The sequence below is a fragment of the Pseudomonas sp. MF6396 genome (genome assembly GCF_002018915.1).
GTDB lineage: Bacteria > Pseudomonadota > Gammaproteobacteria > Pseudomonadales > Pseudomonadaceae > Aquipseudomonas > Aquipseudomonas palmensis.
Genome location: NZ_MVOK01000016.1, coordinates 57,124 through 74,275, shown reverse-complemented (window position 1 = coordinate 74,275; position 17,152 = coordinate 57,124). Strand labels below are relative to the sequence as shown.

11 protein-coding genes and 1 tRNA gene are annotated in these 17,152 nt (G+C 63.9%); 4 read left to right on the top strand and 8 right to left on the bottom strand.

Going from position 1 to position 17,152, the window contains the following annotated elements; all coding sequences use genetic code 11:
* Positions 1–6: 6 nt before the first annotated feature.
* The 6 genes from MF6396_RS17140 to MF6396_RS17115 all read right to left on the bottom strand — a co-directional run bounded on the left by MF6396_RS17140 (position 7) and on the right by MF6396_RS17115 (position 8,536).
* Positions 7–1,434, bottom strand: a complete 1,428-nt coding sequence (locus tag MF6396_RS17140) for an MBOAT family O-acyltransferase (RefSeq protein ID WP_078481063.1) — start codon at positions 1,432–1,434, stop codon at positions 7–9.
* A 14-nt stretch (positions 1,435–1,448) separates the two neighbouring features.
* Positions 1,449–2,903, bottom strand: coding sequence for an ion channel protein AlgE (locus MF6396_RS17135; protein ID WP_078481061.1), 1,455 nt, complete (start codon positions 2,901–2,903; stop codon positions 1,449–1,451).
* Positions 2,900–4,345, bottom strand: coding sequence for a sel1 repeat family protein (locus MF6396_RS17130; protein ID WP_052504205.1), 1,446 nt, complete (start codon positions 4,343–4,345; stop codon positions 2,900–2,902). The genes MF6396_RS17135 and MF6396_RS17130 overlap by 4 nt, the downstream gene beginning before the upstream one ends.
* A gap of 11 nt (positions 4,346–4,356) precedes the next feature.
* Positions 4,357–5,526 carry a PilZ domain-containing protein gene (locus MF6396_RS17125; RefSeq protein ID WP_054916489.1) on the bottom strand — a complete coding sequence of 390 codons (1,170 nt, stop codon included), beginning with the start codon at positions 5,524–5,526 and terminating at the stop codon, positions 4,357–4,359.
* 15 nt (positions 5,527–5,541) lie between these two features.
* Positions 5,542–7,074, bottom strand: coding sequence for a glycosyltransferase (locus MF6396_RS17120; protein ID WP_177346331.1), 1,533 nt, complete (start codon positions 7,072–7,074; stop codon positions 5,542–5,544).
* A 154-nt stretch (positions 7,075–7,228) separates the two neighbouring features.
* Positions 7,229–8,536, bottom strand: coding sequence for a nucleotide sugar dehydrogenase (locus MF6396_RS17115; RefSeq protein WP_043860264.1), 1,308 nt, complete (start codon positions 8,534–8,536; stop codon positions 7,229–7,231).
* A gap of 725 nt (positions 8,537–9,261) precedes the next feature.
* On the opposite strand from MF6396_RS17115, the gene gacA reads away from it, so the two are divergent.
* From gacA to MF6396_RS17095, 4 genes are all read left to right on the top strand, one after another.
* Complete coding sequence (gacA, locus tag MF6396_RS17110) at positions 9,262–9,903, top strand: response regulator transcription factor GacA (RefSeq protein ID WP_078481060.1); 642 nt, start codon at positions 9,262–9,264, stop codon at positions 9,901–9,903.
* Between the two features lies 1 nt (position 9,904).
* Positions 9,905–11,728 carry an excinuclease ABC subunit UvrC gene (gene uvrC / locus MF6396_RS17105; protein ID WP_078481059.1) on the top strand — a complete coding sequence of 608 codons (1,824 nt, stop codon included), beginning with the start codon at positions 9,905–9,907 and terminating at the stop codon, positions 11,726–11,728.
* A gap of 32 nt (positions 11,729–11,760) precedes the next feature.
* Positions 11,761–12,321 (top strand): CDP-diacylglycerol--glycerol-3-phosphate 3-phosphatidyltransferase, encoded by a 561-nt coding sequence (pgsA, locus tag MF6396_RS17100; protein WP_043860267.1) that lies wholly within the window; start codon positions 11,761–11,763, stop codon positions 12,319–12,321.
* Between the two features lie 65 nt (positions 12,322–12,386).
* Positions 12,387–12,462 (top strand) — tRNA-Gly (locus tag MF6396_RS17095).
* Positions 12,463–12,577: 115 nt separating this feature from the next.
* Here the strand turns inward: MF6396_RS17095 and MF6396_RS17090 are convergent.
* Positions 12,578–15,793 carry a hybrid sensor histidine kinase/response regulator gene (locus tag MF6396_RS17090; protein ID WP_078481058.1) on the bottom strand — a complete coding sequence of 1,072 codons (3,216 nt, stop codon included), beginning with the start codon at positions 15,791–15,793 and terminating at the stop codon, positions 12,578–12,580.
* Between the two features lie 97 nt (positions 15,794–15,890).
* Positions 15,891–17,087: an MFS transporter gene (locus tag MF6396_RS17085; protein ID WP_078481056.1), complete on the bottom strand. Its 1,197-nt coding sequence runs from the start codon at positions 17,085–17,087 to the stop codon at positions 15,891–15,893.
* Positions 17,088–17,152 lie beyond the last annotated feature (65 nt).

Below are 17,152 nucleotides of genomic sequence, written 5' to 3'. Positions count from 1 at the left end.
AGTCTCCTAGAACTGGAAGTAGAGGAAGGGGGAGAACGAGTGCGCAGCCAGGCTGCTCAGCGCCAGCGCGAAGCCGGCCCACAGCAGCACGGCCTTGAGCCCGCCGACATGGGCCATGAAGAAGTGCTGCTTGTTGCCGGCGTAGTAGCGCACGTTGTTGCTGCCGGCCAGGATCAGCCAGCACAGCGCCACCGCCACGAACGACATGGCCATCTTCGAGGCGCCCAGCACGTAGAGCTCCAGCGAGCCCAGGCCGTTGAAGCCGAACAGCGCCTGGTAGATGTCCAGGCTGTGGCGCAGGTCGTTGGTGAAGAACAGCGGCATGCTCAGGATGATCAGCAACCCGGTGCGCAGGTTGCGCCCCAGGCGGTAGGGCGTGGTGACCTTGGTGGCCAGGTTGAACTTGCGCTCGATCACCATGCCCAGGCCGAAGAACAGCCCCCAGCAGATGAAGGCGAAGCTTGCGCCGTGCCACAGCCCCGACAGCAGCATGGTGTACACCAGCGCCGGCATGGCCCCGGCGATGCGCTTGCGCACCAGCGGCATGTACACGTAGTCGCGCAGAAAGTGCGCCAGGGTCATGTGCCAGCGGCTCCAGAACTCGGTGATGCTCTGCGAGACGTAGGGCTGGTTGAAGTTCTCCGGGAAGCGAAAACCCATCATCAGCGCCAGGCCCAGGGCCATGTGGCTGTAGCCGGCGAAGTCGAAGTACAGCTGCAGGGTCGACACCACCAGGCCGAACCAGGCATCGCTCAGCTGCAGGCTGCCCTCGCTGATGAACAGCACGTTGATCGGCGCCAGCTGGTCGGCGATCAGCACCTTCATGATGAAACCGAGCATGAACCGGCATACCCCCAGCGAGAACATCTCCAGCGAGTGGGTACGCTGGCGCAGCTGCGGGGCCAGTTGGCTGTAGCGCAGGATCGGGCCGGCCACCAGGTGCGGGAACAGCGCGACGAATGCGGCGAAGTCGATGAAGTTGTTGGTGGGCGTGGCGTCCTTGCGGTAGATGTCGACGATATAGCTCAGGGCATGGAACACGTAGAACGAGATGCCCAGCGGCAGGAAGATCGTCTCCAGGGTGAAGGTGTTGATGCCCAGCGGCGCCAGCAGTGTGCCCAGCACCTCGGCGCCGAAGTTGGCGTACTTGAAATAGCCCAGGGTCGACAGGTTGCCGATGATGCCGATCCACAGCAGGCGGAACGCCCAGCGCTTGTCGCCGGCGTCCAGGCGCGCCTTGATGCGCAGGCCGAACCAGTAGTTCCAGTAGGTGATGCCGACGAACAGCAGCAGGAAGTCCGGGCGCCACCAGGCATAGAAGATGTAGCTGGCGGCGACGATCACCGTGGAGCGCCACGGCGCACGCGCCAGGAAGTACACCGCCAGGAACAGCGGCAGGTAGAGGAACAGGAACACGTTTGAGGCGAAAATCATCGCGGGGCCCGCCCTTAGTAACTGATCACGACGCCGACCGTCAGCTGGTAGTCGTCACCGGTATCCAGCGCGTTGCCGGCATTGAGGTAGCTGGCGCTGACCAGGGTGTTGACGTCCAGGTGCTTGCCGTCGAGGGCGACCGGAAACATCTTCCAGTAGTAGTTGAGGTCGAGCATCTGCCCCACGTGCTTGCCGTTGCCGTTGCTGCCCTGGGCGATGGCCTGGTTGCGCGCGCTGCGCTGGTCGCCGTCGACGCGGATCGGCAGGGTGCCACTGGCATCGCGCAGCTTGAGTTCGGTGAGGCGAAAATCCAGGGCGCTGCGCGGCGTGGGCCGGGTTTCCACGGCAAAGCCGTAGTAGCTCAGGTTGCGCAGGTCGAGGCTGACGAACGAGCTGGCCAGGCGGGTGCTGTAGGAGCCCTGGCGGGTGATGCGGTCGGACTGGATGGTGTTGAGACGAAAGCCGTCGTTCTCGTTGCTTGGCTTGTCGGTCAGCCCGCCGCGCAAGGCCAGGCGCGGGGTCCAGGGCAGTTCGTCGAAGCGTTTGCCGATCTCGCCCAGCGCCGCCCAGCCGCTGGCGTTGTGGCCGGTGGTGGTCAGGCCGTTGCCGTCGGTGTTGTCGACCTTGCCGTCGAGTGCGGCCAGCTCCAGGTGGTAGTCGCTGAACAACGGGCTGACCTGCAGGTTGTCGGCCTTGAAGAACAGCCCGTAGCGCATGCCGGTGAAGTCGTAGCGGTCACGCGGGTCGTGCCCGCTGTGGTCGTCTTCGTACATCACGCGCGTGCCGGCCCAGTTGTTCTCGCTCCAGCGGTAGGCGTACTCGCCCATCAGGTAGGTGGTGCGTTCTTCGCTGTCGGCCAGGCGGTTGACGTCGCTGTTGTAGTTGTAGAACTTCTGCGCCACGGCGAAGAAGCCCTTGGCGAAGGTGTCCTTGTAATCGAAACGCAGCGATTCGATGCTGTCGTCCCACCAGATGCCGTAGTCGTCGGCAAAGCGCTGGCGTCCGGCCGACAGCGAGAAGCGTGGGTCGTCGCCCAGCAGGTTGCGCTTGACGTACAGCTCGCGCAGCTCGGCGTACCAGCCTTCGGGCTGCTCGCGGTCGAAGGCGTTGGTGCTTTCGTTCTGGCTGTTGGCCGTCTGGCTGGAGTCGTAGTTGAGCCACAGGCGACCGTAGACCATCCACTTGGCCCAGCGTTTTTCCGGTGAGTACCAGGCGAACGAGGGTTCGTAGCGCAGGCTGTAGAAGCTCTCGCGGCTGCGCCCCACCTGGGAATCTTCGGGGCCGTAGCCGGTCTGCACGGTGAGCTTGTTGAAGAATTCGGAGGTGATCACCGGCGTGCTGGCGTCGGCGTCTACCCGCACCGGCTCGCTGCTGTCGGCCTCGGGGCCGGTGATTTCTTCGGCGGCGAACGCGGTGTACAGCGGCGCGAGCATGAGCAGGGCGCCAAACAGGGACGGATGCGCTTTCACAGGGTGGTCTCCTTGAGCAGGTCATTGCGTGCCGCCATGGCGCGCTCGATGTCAGCCGTTTTCAGGGTTTTGTCCAGGCGCTTGAGCAGCCCGCGGGCGCGGCGCTCGCCCAGGTCCAGGGCAAGGCGCGCGTAGGTGTAGGCCTTGACCGGGTCGTGGCAGATGGCGCGGCCGCTCGCGTAGATGGTGGCCATGCGGTACCAGGCGGCAGTGGCGCCGCGCTCGGCCTGTTCCTGGTAGATCGCCAGGGCACGCTCCTGGTCGGGCTGGTCGAGGCCGCCCTTGCTGTACAGGTCGGCCAGCAGCAGGTGCGCGTCGCGAAAGTTGCTGGCGATCAGTTCGTCGATCAGCACCTGGGCCTTTTGCGGGTCCAGGGTCAGCCAGTTGGTGACCATGTACAGCGAGGCATTGAGCGCCTTGGCCCGGGTCGGGTCCTTGGCCTGCACCTGGGCAATCAGCGCCTGTACCTGGTCGGCGTTGTGCTCGGTGGGGTTGGAGATCATGAAGTTGGCCTTGGACACCAGCGCCGGCACGAAACCGCGCTGCGCGGCGTTGTCGAACCAGCGCTGGACCTCGGCCATGGCGGCCGCCCATTCATCGGCCAGGGCCTTTGCACGGGCCTGCTGTTCGGGGGTGGGCGCGGGCCTTGGGGCACCCATGGCGTTGCCCAGCTGCTCATCCTGTTCGGCCTGCTGGTCGGCACGCTGCACGGTGCTGATGGTGTCGAGCAACGAGCCGATACGGTGCACGATCTCCACCGGCAACTGCGCCATCCGGGGCTCCAGGGTGCGGGCGAAGGCGGGGAACGCGGTGTCCTGGCGCTCGCCGAGGAAGGCGTAGTAGCGGTCGACGCCACGCGGGTCGACGCGTACCGCCTGCTGGTACCAGTGCTCGGCAGCGGCGCGGTCGCCCTGGCGCTCGGCGACCACCGCGCGGTACAGCTCGGGGTGGCAGTCGAGCAGGCAGGACTGCTCGTACAGCGCCAGCAGCTGCGCGGCCTCGGCGGTGGGCACCAGGTCCGGGTAGGTCAGGAACACTTCCAGCGTGGCATTGGTGTTGCGCGGGTCCAGGGTGGCCGGGTAGCGGGTCAGCGCCTGGGCCACCCAGGCGCGCTGCTGCTGGCGCAGGCCGGGGCTGCGGTCAAGCAGGCGGGCCAGCGAGGCCAGCGCCGGCACCAGGCCGCGACCCTCGGCAAACGCTTCCTGGTACAGGCGGATCGCCTCCTGGCGGTTGGCGCTGTCGCTGCTGGCCAGCACATCGCCCAGCAACTGCTTGGACGCCAGGTCACCGCGCTCGGCGAGCACGCGCAAATCGGCGCTCACATCGGCTTGCGGGTCCTTGTACAGCGCGTAGCGGATCTGCTCCAGGCTTTGCCCGGCAAGGGCAGGGCCGGTGCAGGCGAGGGCAGTGAACAGCAGCCAGGCGGGCGTCATCGGTTTCATCTGGGGGCCCTTCAGCGCGACAGCGACGGCAAGGCCGGCAGGCCCAGGTACAGGTCCACCGCCACCGGTTTCTGGTAGGCCGCCAGTGGCAGCGGACGGTCCGGCCGGATGGTCAGGGCGAGGTTCTTGTTCAGTGCGTCGACCCGCGAGTCCACCACGGTGCCGCCGAAGCGTTCGTCCAGGCCGAACACCTGCAGGTCCACGGATCTGACCCGGCTGATGTCGCTCAGCTTGTCGAACGGCACGTTGGCGCTGACGTACAGCGGCTGGTCCTTGGGCAGCAGGTGCAGCAGCGGCGCCTGCTTGTAGCCGTAGCCGTTCATGGGCGTGCTGGGGAAGTACACCTGGCAGTCGCACGGGCTGTTGATCACGGTCTCGATGGTGGCGCGCCCCAGCAGGGTCTGCAGGTCGCCGGGCGCGAGGTCGGCCAGCGCCTTCATGTCGGCCGGGCTGGTGAAGCTGGTGGCCAGCTGGGTGGAGATGTTGGCCAGCGGCTCGCCGGCCTTGACCTCGCTCTGCCCAGGCTGCAGCAGGAACTTCACGTAGCCGTTGTCGGGCATGCTGATGATCTGCGCATCGGCACTGACCTGGGCCTGCACGGCCGGAATGCGGAAGAACAGCAGGTAGCTCTTGTAGGCCACGAAGCTCAGCGCGGCGATGCCGGCGGCGGTGAACAGCAGGGTGCCGCCGATGGCGCGCAGGCGATCGCCTGCATTGCGTGCGCTGGCGTACTTGTGCTTGCGCTCCTTGATGTAGTTCTCGCGCTGCATCACGTTGAACAGGCCGTTGACGTCGGCAATTTCGCCCGACAGGTAGGCGCTGATGATGTAGCGCAGGATGTCGCGCTTCTGGGCGTCGAGGTCGACGAACTGCGCGCCGACTTCGGCGCCGCGCTGCGAGACGATCTTGATCTGGCTGTCGATGTTCAGGTCGACCTGGTTCAGGCGCAGCTGGATCGAGGCGGTGTACAGGCTGCCGATCTTCAGCGGGGCGCTGTGCACCAGGCCCAGGCCGCCCAGGGAGATGTCCTGCAGGGTGCTGTCGATGGGCGCCTGGCCGGGGGCGCTGAGCCTGACCCGGGCATTGAGCTTGGTGCGCACGTACTGGCGTTCGTCGATGGCCTCGTGGACCACGTTGGCTGCAGTGGTGCCGGGGGCTGCTGGGATGTTCGAGCTACTCATGGCAGGCGCCTTTCCTTAACGTTGCGTGAGTTCGAGAAGTACCGAGATGGCACCGAAGAAAATCGCGATGGATGAAAACAGCATCGCCTTCGATGACCAGCGGTTCAGGGCCGTGTCGAAATCGACAGTGCCGTTGCTTAGCGTGGTTTTTTGCCGGGTCCAGCTCTGCTGGTCCATGTGGAACAGTGCGTACACCTTCATCAGCGAGCCCACGATCTGGTTGTAATAGAGAACGAACGGGTACACCGGGCTGACCGGGTGACCGGCGAACAGGAACAGCACCGTCACCAGGCTGCGCGAGAGCAGTACCCAGAACAGGTACACCAGCAGGTACTCGATGCCGAACACCACACCGGCCACTACCGAGGCGGTCAGGCCCATCAGGCAGGTCCACATCGACACGCGCTGGTCGAGCAGCACGTACAGGGTGAACAGGCCCAGGCGGGCGCGGCCCAGCAGGTGGGTGGCGCGAAAGTTCTGGCGCAGCGAGTTGCCGTACCAGCGGAACATCAGCTGGCGGGTGGCGCGCCAGAAGCTGTTGTCTGGTGGATGCTCCACGGTCAGGGTGTTGCTGTCGGGCACGTAGAAGGTGTCCCAGCCGGCGCGCATCAGGCTCAGCCACGAAGACTTGTCGTCGCCGGTGAGAAACTGGAAGCGGCCCAGGCGCCAGTGTTCGAGAAAGTCGGCTTCCACGTCGCGGATGAATTCGGGGTCGGTCATCACGCTGGCGCGAAAGAACGACAGCCGGCCGGTCAGGGTCAGCACCCGGTGCGACAGGGCCATCGAGCACATGTTGATGTGCCGCTGCACGAAGCGCATCGAGTGCCACTGGCGCATCAGCGGGCTGCCTTCGGCCTCGCAGAACTCGTTGGTGGTCAGGCCACCGACATTGGGCAGGTAGGCGAACAGCTTGACCGCGCGCTCGACGCAGCCGGGCAGCATCATGGTGTCGCCGTCGACCACGCCGACCACCGCGTCCTGCAGCGGCATCTGCCGCGACAGGGCACGGAAGGCATGGGCCAGGCCGTCACGCTTGCCGGTGCCACGGGCGCGCACGATCACCAGCTTGATGTCGTCGCGATCGACCACCTCGTTGCGCATGATGGTCTTGATGAACTGCTCGTCGCCTTTTTCCACGATCGAGGCGATCACCGTGCACGGCACGTTCAGCCGCTGCACTTCCTGGAATACCGACTGGTACACCTTGAAGGTGGTGTGGGTGGGGATGCGAAAGCTGGTCACCACCATGAACATGTGCGAGGGCAGGGCATCGTCGCCCATCCGCTCGACCGCCTTGCGGATGCGCGGGAACTTCCAGTGCAGGAAGTACATGCCGCGGATGTAGTGGACGATGGCATTGCCGTAGCGCCACATGCCCAGGGTACCGATGATGAAGATGAACGTGTGGTGGCTGGGGTCCAGGTACTGCGGCGCGATCATCTGCGACGCCAGCGCGACCAGGCCGAACAGGCAGGCCCAGGCACAGAAGCTGGCGCCTGCCTGCAGGTAGCCGGGTCGGCCCTCGGGCCGCTGTTGCTGTGGTTTCATGGTGCCGTTTCTCCTTGGTACGGGCAGCGCGCACCCGGCCGTTCACGCACATGAGGTTCGCCGGCGCTCCGAAGGAGGCGGCACTCAGGCAGGTAAACAGTCGGGTGACGCGTGGAGTCGAACGCCTTGGGCTCTCTTGACGGAGCCTGTGGCCTTACCAGCAGATCCCTTCCTGGGTGGCGTTGCTGGCGTTGGGCATGAAACCGACCAGGTCGACGATCTGCTTGTCGCCATTGCCTTCCAGGGCCTGGGCGAAACGCGGGTCGTTGTTGCCCAGCACGATGATCTCGGCGCCGTCGATCACCTGGTCGAGGTCGTTGCACAGCAGCGACGACACGTGCGGGATCTTCGACTCGATGTAGTCGCGGTTGGCGCCGAACACCCGGGCATACTCGACGTTGGCGTCGAAGATGCGCAGCTCGTAACCCTTGCCGATCAGCATTTCGGCCAGCTCCACCAGCGGGCTTTCGCGCAGGTCGTCGCTGCCGGCCTTGAAGCTCAGCCCCAGCAGGCCGATACGGCGCTTGTTGAAACCGCTGACCAGGTCGAAGGCGTTCTGCACCTGGCTGCGGTTGCTGGACATGATCGAGGCCAGCAGCGGGTGCTCGACGTCCAGCTGGCCGGCGCGGTAGGTGAGGGCGCGCACGTCCTTGGGCAGGCACGAGCCGCCGAAGGCGAAGCCGGGGCGCAGGTAGTAGCGCGACAGATTGAGCTTGTGGTCCTGGCATACCACGTCCATCACCTCGCGTCCGTCCACCCCGGAGGCCTTGGCGATGTTGCCGATCTCGTTGGCGAAGCTCACCTTGGTGGCGTGCCACACGTTGCAGGTGTACTTGATCATCTCGGCCACTTCGATCGACTTGCGGATCACCGGGGCGTCCAGGCCCTCGTACAGCGATTGCAGGATGTCGCCCGACTGGGTGTCGAGTTCGCCGATCACGGTCATGGCCGGGAAGTCGTAGTCCTTGATGGCCGTGCTTTCACGCAGGAACTCGGGGTTGACCGCCACGCCGAAATCGACGCCGGCCTTCTTGCCCGAGGCTTGCTCGAGCAGCGGGATGACCACGTTGTTGACCGTGCCTGGCAGCACGGTGCTGCGCACCACCACGGTGTGACGGCCAGCCTTGTCGCGCAGGGCTTCGCCGATCTGGCGGCATACGGCCTCCATGTACACCAGGTCGAGGTCGCCGTTCTTCTTGCTGGGCGTGCCCACGCACAGCAGCGACAGTTCGGTGTCGAGCACGGCGCGTTGTACGTCGGTGGTGCCGTACAGGCGCCCTTGCTGCACGGCCTGTTGCAACAGCTGCTCGAGCCCCGGCTCGACGATGGGCGACTTGCCCTGGTTGATCATGTCGATCTTGGCCGGGGAGATATCCACCCCCACCACATTGTGGCCACGTGCCGAGAGGCACCCGGCGCACACGGCACCTACATATCCGAGCCCGAAAATACTGATGTTCATAGAGATCCCTTTAGCACTGTTCGCCTGAGCGAACCCTTGTGTAGTTGATAAATGTTCAGGCGGCAGGCGCAAACTGAAACGCGGCGAACGTTGATGTTCGTCGGCGGCTTATCTCTCTTTTTTTCATCCTATAGCGTTTAATTTTGGAACGGCAACACTTCATATCAAATTAACTAGAAAAAAATATAGTTTGTTTTGTGAAAGTTAAAAAACCGTTAAAAAACAATGACTTATAGTTTGTGTAAAGTTCGACGTCAAAAAATTGATATGTGTATTGTGTGCGTTTTAATGGCGCCAAAAAAATGCTTCCACGAGGGTTTTACATAACTTCTAATAGTGGCAAATCGCCTTCATTTAATTAGGTAAACCGTTTCAGCTTAATGTTTTGAAAGTTGCAATCGGGCGACGGGTTAGTTGTGTTGATGAGTGCATCGCGAGCGTGAACAGCCTGTTTTATTGGCGTTGCTTTTTTTTGCATTCGCCACCGCTTGTGCTCCGCGTGGCGAGCCGGGCATAGTTTCAGTTTCATGCATGGCCTGTGCCTGTACAGGCAGGTCTGCTCATCCAGGCAGAAGCCCAGCTGCAGTGACGATGAGCCGCGTAGGAAGCCACGTAGGAAGGCTGGGAAATTGACGTCAGCCGGATGGCGTTTACAGTTAGCTCACCCGGTCGATTTTTTGCTAAGGTGGCCGGATACAATTCACACCGTAACGCGAGGTGTCTGCTTGATCAGGGTCCTGGTGGTCGATGACCACGATTTGGTGCGTACGGGCATTACCCGCATGCTGGCCGACATCGACGGCCTGCAGGTGGTAGGGGAAGCCGATTCCGGCGAGGCAGCACTGAAACTCACCCGCGAACACAAGCCCGACGTGGTCCTGATGGACGTCAAGATGCCCGGCATCGGTGGCCTGGAGGCGACCCGCAAGCTGCTGCGCAGCCACCCCGACATCAAGGTGGTGGCCGTGACCGTGTGCGAGGAAGACCCGTTTCCCACCCGCCTGCTGCAGGCCGGTGCGGCCGGCTACCTGACCAAGGGCGCCGGGCTGGGTGAAATGGTCCAGGCCATTCGCCTGGTGTTTGCCGGGCAGCGCTACATCAGCCCGCAGATAGCCCAGCAGCTGGCACTCAAGTCGTTCGAACCGCAGAATGCCTCGCCGTTCGACAGCCTGTCGGAGCGGGAGATCCAGATCGCCCTGATGATCGTCGGTTGCCAGAAGGTGCAGATCATTTCCGACAAGCTGTGCTTGTCGCCGAAGACGGTGAATACGTACCGTTACCGGATCTTCGAGAAACTTTCCGTTACCAGCGACGTGGAACTGACGTTGCTGGCCGTGCGCCACGGTATGGTTGACGCCAACCTCTGATATGACCCCAGCGTTTGATTCAAGTGCCTTTCTGGCGACCTGCAGCGGACGTCCGGGTGTCTACCGGATGTTCGATGAAGGCGCGCGCCTGCTGTATGTAGGCAAGGCCAAAAACCTCAAGAAGCGCCTGGCGAGCTATTTTCGCAAGGCGGGCCTGGCGCCCAAGACAGCCGCGCTGGTGGCGCGCATCGCCCAGGTCGAGACCACCATTACCGCCAACGAGACCGAGGCGCTGCTGCTCGAGCAGACCCTGATCAAGGAATGTCGCCCGCCGTACAACATCCTGTTGCGCGACGACAAGTCCTACCCCTATGTGTTCCTCAGTGATGGCGACTACCCGCGCCTGGGCATCCATCGCGGGGCCAAGAAGGCCAAGGGCAGGTACTTCGGCCCTTACCCCAGTGCCGGTGCCATTCGCGAAAGCCTGAGCCTGCTGCAGAAGACCTTCTTCGTGCGCCAGTGCGAAGACAGCTATTACGCCAACCGCACCCGGCCGTGCCTGCAGTACCAGATCAAGCGCTGCAAGGCGCCGTGCGTCGGCCTGGTCGAGCCACAGGAGTACGCCGCCGACGTGCGCCACTCGGTGATGTTCCTGGAGGGGCGCAGCCACCAGTTGACCAACGAGCTCAACGAAGAGATGGAGCGCGCCGCGATGGCCCTGGAGTTCGAGCGTGCCGCCGAGCTGCGCGACCAGATCGCCTTGCTGCGTCGCGTGCAGGATCAGCAGAGCATGGAGGGCGGCAGCGGCGACGTGGATGTGGTGGCCGCCTTCGTCAACCCGGGCGGGGCGTGCGTGCACCTTATCAGCGTGCGCGGCGGGCGGGTGCTGGGCAGCAAGAACTTCTTTCCGCAGGTGGGCATCGAGGAAGACGTGGCCGAGGTGCTGTCGGCGTTCCTGGCCCAGTACTACGTGGGCAACGCCGAGCGCGAACTGCCTGCCGAGCTGATCGTCAACGTGGTGCACGAAGACTTCGAGGCCCTGTGCGCCGCCGTCGAGGCCCTGCGGGGTCGCGAGCTGACCATCAGCCATCGGGTGCGCGGCACCCGCGCGCGCTGGCAGCAACTGGCCGTGACCAACGCCGAGCAGGCGCTGATGGCGCGCCTTGCCAACCGCCAGCACATGGCCGCGCGCTTCGATGCGCTGGCCCAGGTGCTGGACCTGGATGAAACCCCGCAGCGCCTGGAGTGCTACGACATCAGTCACTCCAGCGGCGAGGCCACCGTGGCCTCCTGCGTGGTGTTCGGCCCCGAGGGCCCGATCAAGTCCGACTACCGGCGCTACAACATCGAGGGCGTGACCGCCGGCGATGACTACGCGGCCATGCACCAGGCCCTGACCCGGCGCTTCTCGCGGATCAAGGACGGCGAGGGCAAACTGCCGGACGTGCTGCTGGTGGATGGCGGCAAGGGCCAGTTGAACATGGCCCGCGACGTGCTGCAGGAACTGGCCGTGCCCGACCTGATTCTGCTGGGCGTGGCCAAGGGCACCACGCGCAAGGCCGGTTTCGAAACCTTGTACCTCAACGACGTGGCCCACGAGTTCACCCTCAAGGGCGACTCGCCGGCGCTGCACCTGATCCAGCAGATCCGCGACGAGGCGCACCGTTTCGCCATCACCGGTCACCGCGCGCGGCGCGGCAAGACGCGGCGCACCTCGACCCTGGAAGGCGTCGCCGGGGTAGGGCCCAAGCGCCGGCGCGACCTGCTAAAACACTTTGGCGGGCTGCAGGAACTGAGCCGTGCCAGCGTCGAAGAAATCGCCAAAGCACCCGGAATCAGTAAAAAGCTTGCCGAGTCGATTTATGACAGCCTGCATAGCGAGTAGAATGCCCGCTCACCTCGCAGCCAGTTGTGCCGATGAATATCCCGAATCTGCTTACCGTACTACGCGTTCTGCTCATACCGATCTTCATACTGCTGTTCTATGTGCCGTATCACTGGAGCTACATAGCCGCCAGCAGCGTGTTTGCCGTTGCCGCCGCCACCGACTGGCTGGACGGTTACCTGGCTCGTCGGTGGCAGCAGAGCACTCCGTTTGGCGCCTTCCTCGACCCGGTCGCGGACAAGCTGATGGTGGCCGTGGCCCTGGTGCTGCTGGTGCAGGTGCATGCCAACCTGTGGCTCACGCTGCCGGCGGCGGTCATCATCGGTCGCGAGATCGTGGTGTCGGCGCTGCGTGAATGGATGGCCGAGATGGGCGCACGTGCCCATGTGGCGGTGTCCAACCTGGGCAAGTGGAAGACCGCGGCGCAGATGCTGGCGCTGGTGATCCTGCTGGGCAATCCGCCGGTGTGGGGGTTCTGGGTAGGCCTGGGTTATGCGCTGCTGCTGGTGGCGGCGGGGCTGACCCTGTGGTCGATGGTGCACTACCTGCGTGCAGCCTGGCCGCACCTGCGTGAAGGCTCTGAAATAAAATAAACTTTTTTGAATCAAGGGGTTGACGGCGTTTTTAAAATCGCTAGAATGGCCCCCATCAACACGACGCGGGAATAGCTCAGTTGGTAGAGCACGACCTTGCCAAGGTCGGGGTCGCGAGTTCGAGTCTCGTTTCCCGCTCCAGTATTTGGAGCTACAGATCGAAAGGTCTGTAATTCGTCAGAAAGAAGGGCCACTGAAAAGTGGCCCTTTTTTCGTTGCGCAACAATCCTCTTCGAATACGCAAGACAGGACGGCTTCAACCGTCCAGGGCCTGCTGTGTGTTCAGCACGGTCTCCAGGCGCGTTTGCACCTGGCGTACCTTCCGGGCCAGCTGCGGCGTGATGTGCGACCCCGCAAGCTGGCATTCCAGTTCGGCGCACAAGGTGGCCAGGGCGAACGCCTGAACCGAGCACAGGGCGCCGCCCAGGCTGTGCAGTACCTGCGCCAGGACGCCGGCATCGGCGTTGTCCAGTGCGACGTGGATCTTGCGCAGGTCGTCGCGCATCGAGGTGATGAACAGTTTTCGCATCGCAGGCGGAACGTGGACGGTGTCGACGTCGCTCGATGGTGTGGTGGCGGCGTCGTCGACCTCGGTGAAGGGCTGCGGCAGAACCAGCTCGCAGTGCTGCAACAGCTGAGTGCGCAAGGTGTGCAGGTTCAGGGGCTTGACCATCCAGGCGTTCATGCCCACGGCCGCGCAGCGCTCGCCTTCATCGCGCATGGCGTTGGCTGTGATGCCGATCACGGGCAGGTCGGCATCCTGCTGGCGCAATGCCTGGGTCAGCTCATAGCCATTGATAACCGGCATGTTGACGTCGGTGAGCACCAGGTCGTACGCCCCGGGCGCCCAGAGTGCCAGTGCCTGCTCACCGTTGAACGCCACCGTGACCACGCAGCCCAGGGCTTCGAGTTGCTCCTTGATGATCGCCTGATTGATGGGGTTGTCTTCGGCTACCAGAATCCGCAGGTCCAGTGGCTGGCGGGTGCCCGCTGGCCAGGCGCTGTGCGGCGTGTCGTGACCGCCGTGCGCCAGGCCCGCCGCCCTGGCGATCGCGCGAACGTCGTAGGCATCGACCTCCCAGCCATCAGCGCCGTGGTCGGGTGGGTTGGGCCCGCCCGGTACGGCGTTGATCCGGGGGCCAGCCCACGCTTGACCGGACGCGAGCATGTCCACCAACAGTGTCGCGTCGTTGCCCGAACCCATGTCGCTGGCCAGCGGACGGGCGTCTACCCCCAGCCGAACGAGCCAGGCGCAAAGGTGCCGGGCCAGTTCCGGGACGGGCGCGCGCACGTACACAGGGGCGGTGGATGGCTCGAGTTCAGGACAGTCGGTGAGTGCGCCGGGCGCGCGGGGCAGCTTCAACTGCAGGGTGAAACTGCTGCCCAGCCCGATTGCACTGACCACGTCGAGCTGGCCGTCCATCAGTTCGCAGAGCCGGCGGCAGATGGACAGGCCCAGGCCTGCACCGGCCTCGCTGCTGGCGTCGCGCACCTGATAGAACGGGTCGAACAGATGCACCTGCTGGGCCTGGGAAATGCCCAGTCCCGAATCGCTGACCTGCCACTGCAACTGGCTGTATTCGCTGTCCTGTTCCACGACCCGAGCCCGCAGCACCACCCGGCCGCTGTCGGTGAACTTGATGGCATTGCTCAGCAGGTTGTTGAGGATCTGGCGAATGCGCAACGGATCGCCGCGCAGCCGGTCGGGCAGGTCGGCATCGATGCAGGCATACAGTTGCAAGCCTTTGGCCTGGGCGTATGCACTGTAGGTGCCGAGTGTGGCCTCGATCATCTCCAGAGGGCAGAAGTCCAGATCGTCGATGGTCATCTGTCCGGATTCGATCTTCGACACATCCAGCACGTCGCTGATCAGTTGGAACAGGGTGGCCGATGATCGCTGGATGGTCTGCAGGTAGTGCTGCTGGCGCGGGTCGAGCGCGGTCAGCCCCATCAGCTCCAGGGTGCCTAGTACGCCGTACAGCGGTGTGCGGATCTCATGGCTCATGGTGGCCAGGAAACGTGTCTTGGCTTCATTGGCGGAATCGGCGGCCAAGCGCGCCTGTTCAAGGCTGGCGGCATCTTCGACAAGCCGGGTAACGTCATGAAAGGCACACAGCCAGGCGTTTTCGCCGTGGTAGCGGGTAGGCACAAGGCTCACGTGCCAATGGCGGCCTTCAACCTGCAGATCGGTTGAGCCCCGCTCGGGCAGGTCGTGCTGTCGACGCAGGGCGCCGATCAGCGTGGCGCTGCCGTGGGACTGCTGGGCGTGCTGGTTTTCCAGCAGCACCGCGTAGTCGCTGCAACGCAGCACGCACAGACCGGCTGGCGCCGTGTCGATGACGGCTCGACTGAAAGCCTCGCTCTCGGCGATGTCTTCAAGTGCACGGTGGGCAGGCAACACCACATGCTTGCGATACCAGTGATTGAACGCCCAGCCGCCGCCCAATCCGGCCAGCATCAGTGCAACCAGCCCCAGCAGCGGCCAGAAGGCATAGTCCACAAAGCTTTTGAAACCGATCACATAGATGCCGGTCCAGGGCTGCTCGCCCGGGCTTGTCACACGGAACACCAGCCCGTCAGCGTTCAGGTTCAGGCCTTCATGCAGCACCCGATCGGGCTTGAACTCGCCCACCAATGCCTCGCGGGTGGGGGCGATCAGGCTGAAGTGATCGTAGATCGACCACTGCATGATGCGTTCGATGTTGTTGACCTGATCCAGCGTGAACATGGACGCCACCACCACCGAGGGGCTGGCCCCTGAAATGTGCAGCCGGGTTGCCGACAGGTCGATGTCGACATACCCCAGCACAGTGGCAGGGGCATCGGGGCCTGCGTCATAGGGCACCCACTGCACCTGGTGGTCCTGCGGCGCGTGGTCGTGCAGGCTCTTGCCCACCTGGCGCACCACACGATCGAAGTCCTCTTGTCGGGGCCGACCCGTGCCGCGCAGGCGCCCCATGGCCGGTACGCTGATATCGAAGTTGTCCGGCAGGTTGAACAGCAGCACCTGGGGCGATTGATAGTGCGAAGCCGACCAGAATGCACTGTAGTAGTTGGCCAGGTTCGCCCCCAGGGTAGAGACGCTGGCGTGTTGCGAGGCTGCGATCCTGGCCGGGTTGATCTTCACGCTGAACGGCAGGGAGAAGGCGTATTCGAGTTCTTCATAGACCGCACCGGTGGCATCGGACGAAGACCGTTGCACCACCACCGGCACACTGGAGGCGCCCAGCAGTTGGCCTTCGGCGCTTTTGCGCGACACGGCGCTGAGAAAGGCTTCCTGCTCGCGGATGTTTTCCATCAGGCGGGCGAAGTGAAACTTCACCGTGTCTTCCTGCTTCTGCAGCACGCGATTCACGCCCCAGTAGCATAAGCCAGTCAACAGCAGCGCCAGGCCCAGGAGCACGGCAAGCCCCATGTTCAAGCGCAGTGAACTGCTGGCCAGCCTGTCCAGGCGGGTGTAGCGGTGATTCATCGTGCAATCCCGTCAGTGATGAGGCGCGTCCAGACCCAGTCTATACAAGAGCTGGAGTGCTTGCCGGATCATCCCGGGTGCCACACCCCGTGCGGCCCTAGCCCTGCGGTAGCGTTCGGGTGCGGTTTTCAGCCACGAGCCGCCATACGATCATCAGGCCGGCAAGCCCCAGCCAAGGCAGCAGCAGCGCATTCAGCACCTGCCAGCCAAACACGTCGAGCAGGCCGCCGGCGCCAAACGAGCACGTCAATCCCACCGCAAAGATCGCCATGTCGTTGGTCGCCTGGGCCCGGCTCTTTTCCGCCGGGCTGTAGGTTGTGGTCAGCAAGGCCGTGCCGCCGATGAACAGGAAATTCCAGCCCACACCCAGCAGAACCAGAGCACTGGCAAAGGCATTGAAGCCCGTGCCGGACCAGGTGGTCAGAACGTGCAAGGCCAGCAGCATCACGCCCAGCAGCATCACCCACGCCGCACCCAGCCGGGAAATCAGGGCGCCGGTGAAGAACGAGGGCAGGAACATGCCCATCACGTGCAACTGGATGACGGTGGCGGCCGTGGCCAGCGGATGGTGATGGTGGAGCATCGCCAGCGGAGTCGCCGTCATCGCCAGTATCATCACGCCATAGCCGGTCACCGCGCCGAACAGGGCTACCAGGTAGGTCGGCTGCAGGACGATCCGGGCCCATGGCCGGCCCTTGTCCAGGGCCGCCGCCGGTGGTTCGGTGGCAGGCATGTCCAGAAACAGCAGCACGCCCAGCCCCAACACGGCGACGACGGTCAGCAGAACAAATGACCCGAAGTACTGCGGGCCTATCCACTGGCCTCCGAACCGCGCCAACGCCGGCCCCAGCAGTGCAGCGACTATGCCACCTGCCAGCACCAGCGAGATGGCCTTGGGGCGCAAGCTCTCGTCCGCGACCTCGCTTGCGGCAAAACGGTAGAACTGGGCAAAGGCCTGATAGGTGCCGACCAGGAAGGTGCCCAGTGCGAGCAGGGCCAGGGAGCCGAACCAGATACCGGCGGCAGCGACCATGCCGCCGGTCACGCCCAGCGCCGCGCCAAGTACAAAGCCGGCCCTGCGCCCGGCGTTTGCCATGAATGACGAGGCCGGAAACATCGCCAGTGCGGTGCCCAGGAACATGCTGGCGATAGGCAATGTGGCCATGTCGGCGCGGTGGGTCAACTGGGCGCCTGCCAGTGCGCCGATGGTCATCACCAGAACCGAAACCGTCTGGAACAAGGCCTGTGCACTTGCCAGAATGCCGACCTGCCTGTGCATGTGTGTTTTTTTCATCTTGCGTGCAGCCTCTGTCTTGCCTGGGTGAAATCGAGGCTGGAAGTATGAAAATCGCAGGTCTA

What these genes read in the sequence shown, in the direction of transcription:
- MF6396_RS17140 (WP_078481063.1), bottom strand. Translation starts at nt 1,434, where the DNA reads ATGATTTTCGCCTCAAACGTGTTCCTGTTCCTCTACCTGCCGCTGTTC.
- MF6396_RS17130 (WP_052504205.1), bottom strand. Translation starts at nt 4,345, where the DNA reads ATGAAACCGATGACGCCCGCCTGGCTGCTGTTCACTGCCCTCGCCTGC.
- MF6396_RS17125 (WP_054916489.1), bottom strand. Translation starts at nt 5,526, where the DNA reads ATGAGTAGCTCGAACATCCCAGCAGCCCCCGGCACCACTGCAGCCAAC.
- MF6396_RS17120 (WP_177346331.1), bottom strand. Translation starts at nt 7,074, where the DNA reads ATGAAACCACAGCAACAGCGGCCCGAGGGCCGACCCGGCTACCTGCAG.
- MF6396_RS17115 (WP_043860264.1), bottom strand. Translation starts at nt 8,536, where the DNA reads ATGAACATCAGTATTTTCGGGCTCGGATATGTAGGTGCCGTGTGCGCC.
- uvrC (WP_078481059.1), top strand. Translation starts at nt 9,905, where the DNA reads ATGACCCCAGCGTTTGATTCAAGTGCCTTTCTGGCGACCTGCAGCGGA.
- pgsA (WP_043860267.1), top strand. Translation starts at nt 11,761, where the DNA reads ATGAATATCCCGAATCTGCTTACCGTACTACGCGTTCTGCTCATACCG.
- MF6396_RS17090 (WP_078481058.1), bottom strand. Translation starts at nt 15,793, where the DNA reads ATGAATCACCGCTACACCCGCCTGGACAGGCTGGCCAGCAGTTCACTG.
- MF6396_RS17085 (WP_078481056.1), bottom strand. Translation starts at nt 17,087, where the DNA reads ATGAAAAAAACACACATGCACAGGCAGGTCGGCATTCTGGCAAGTGCA.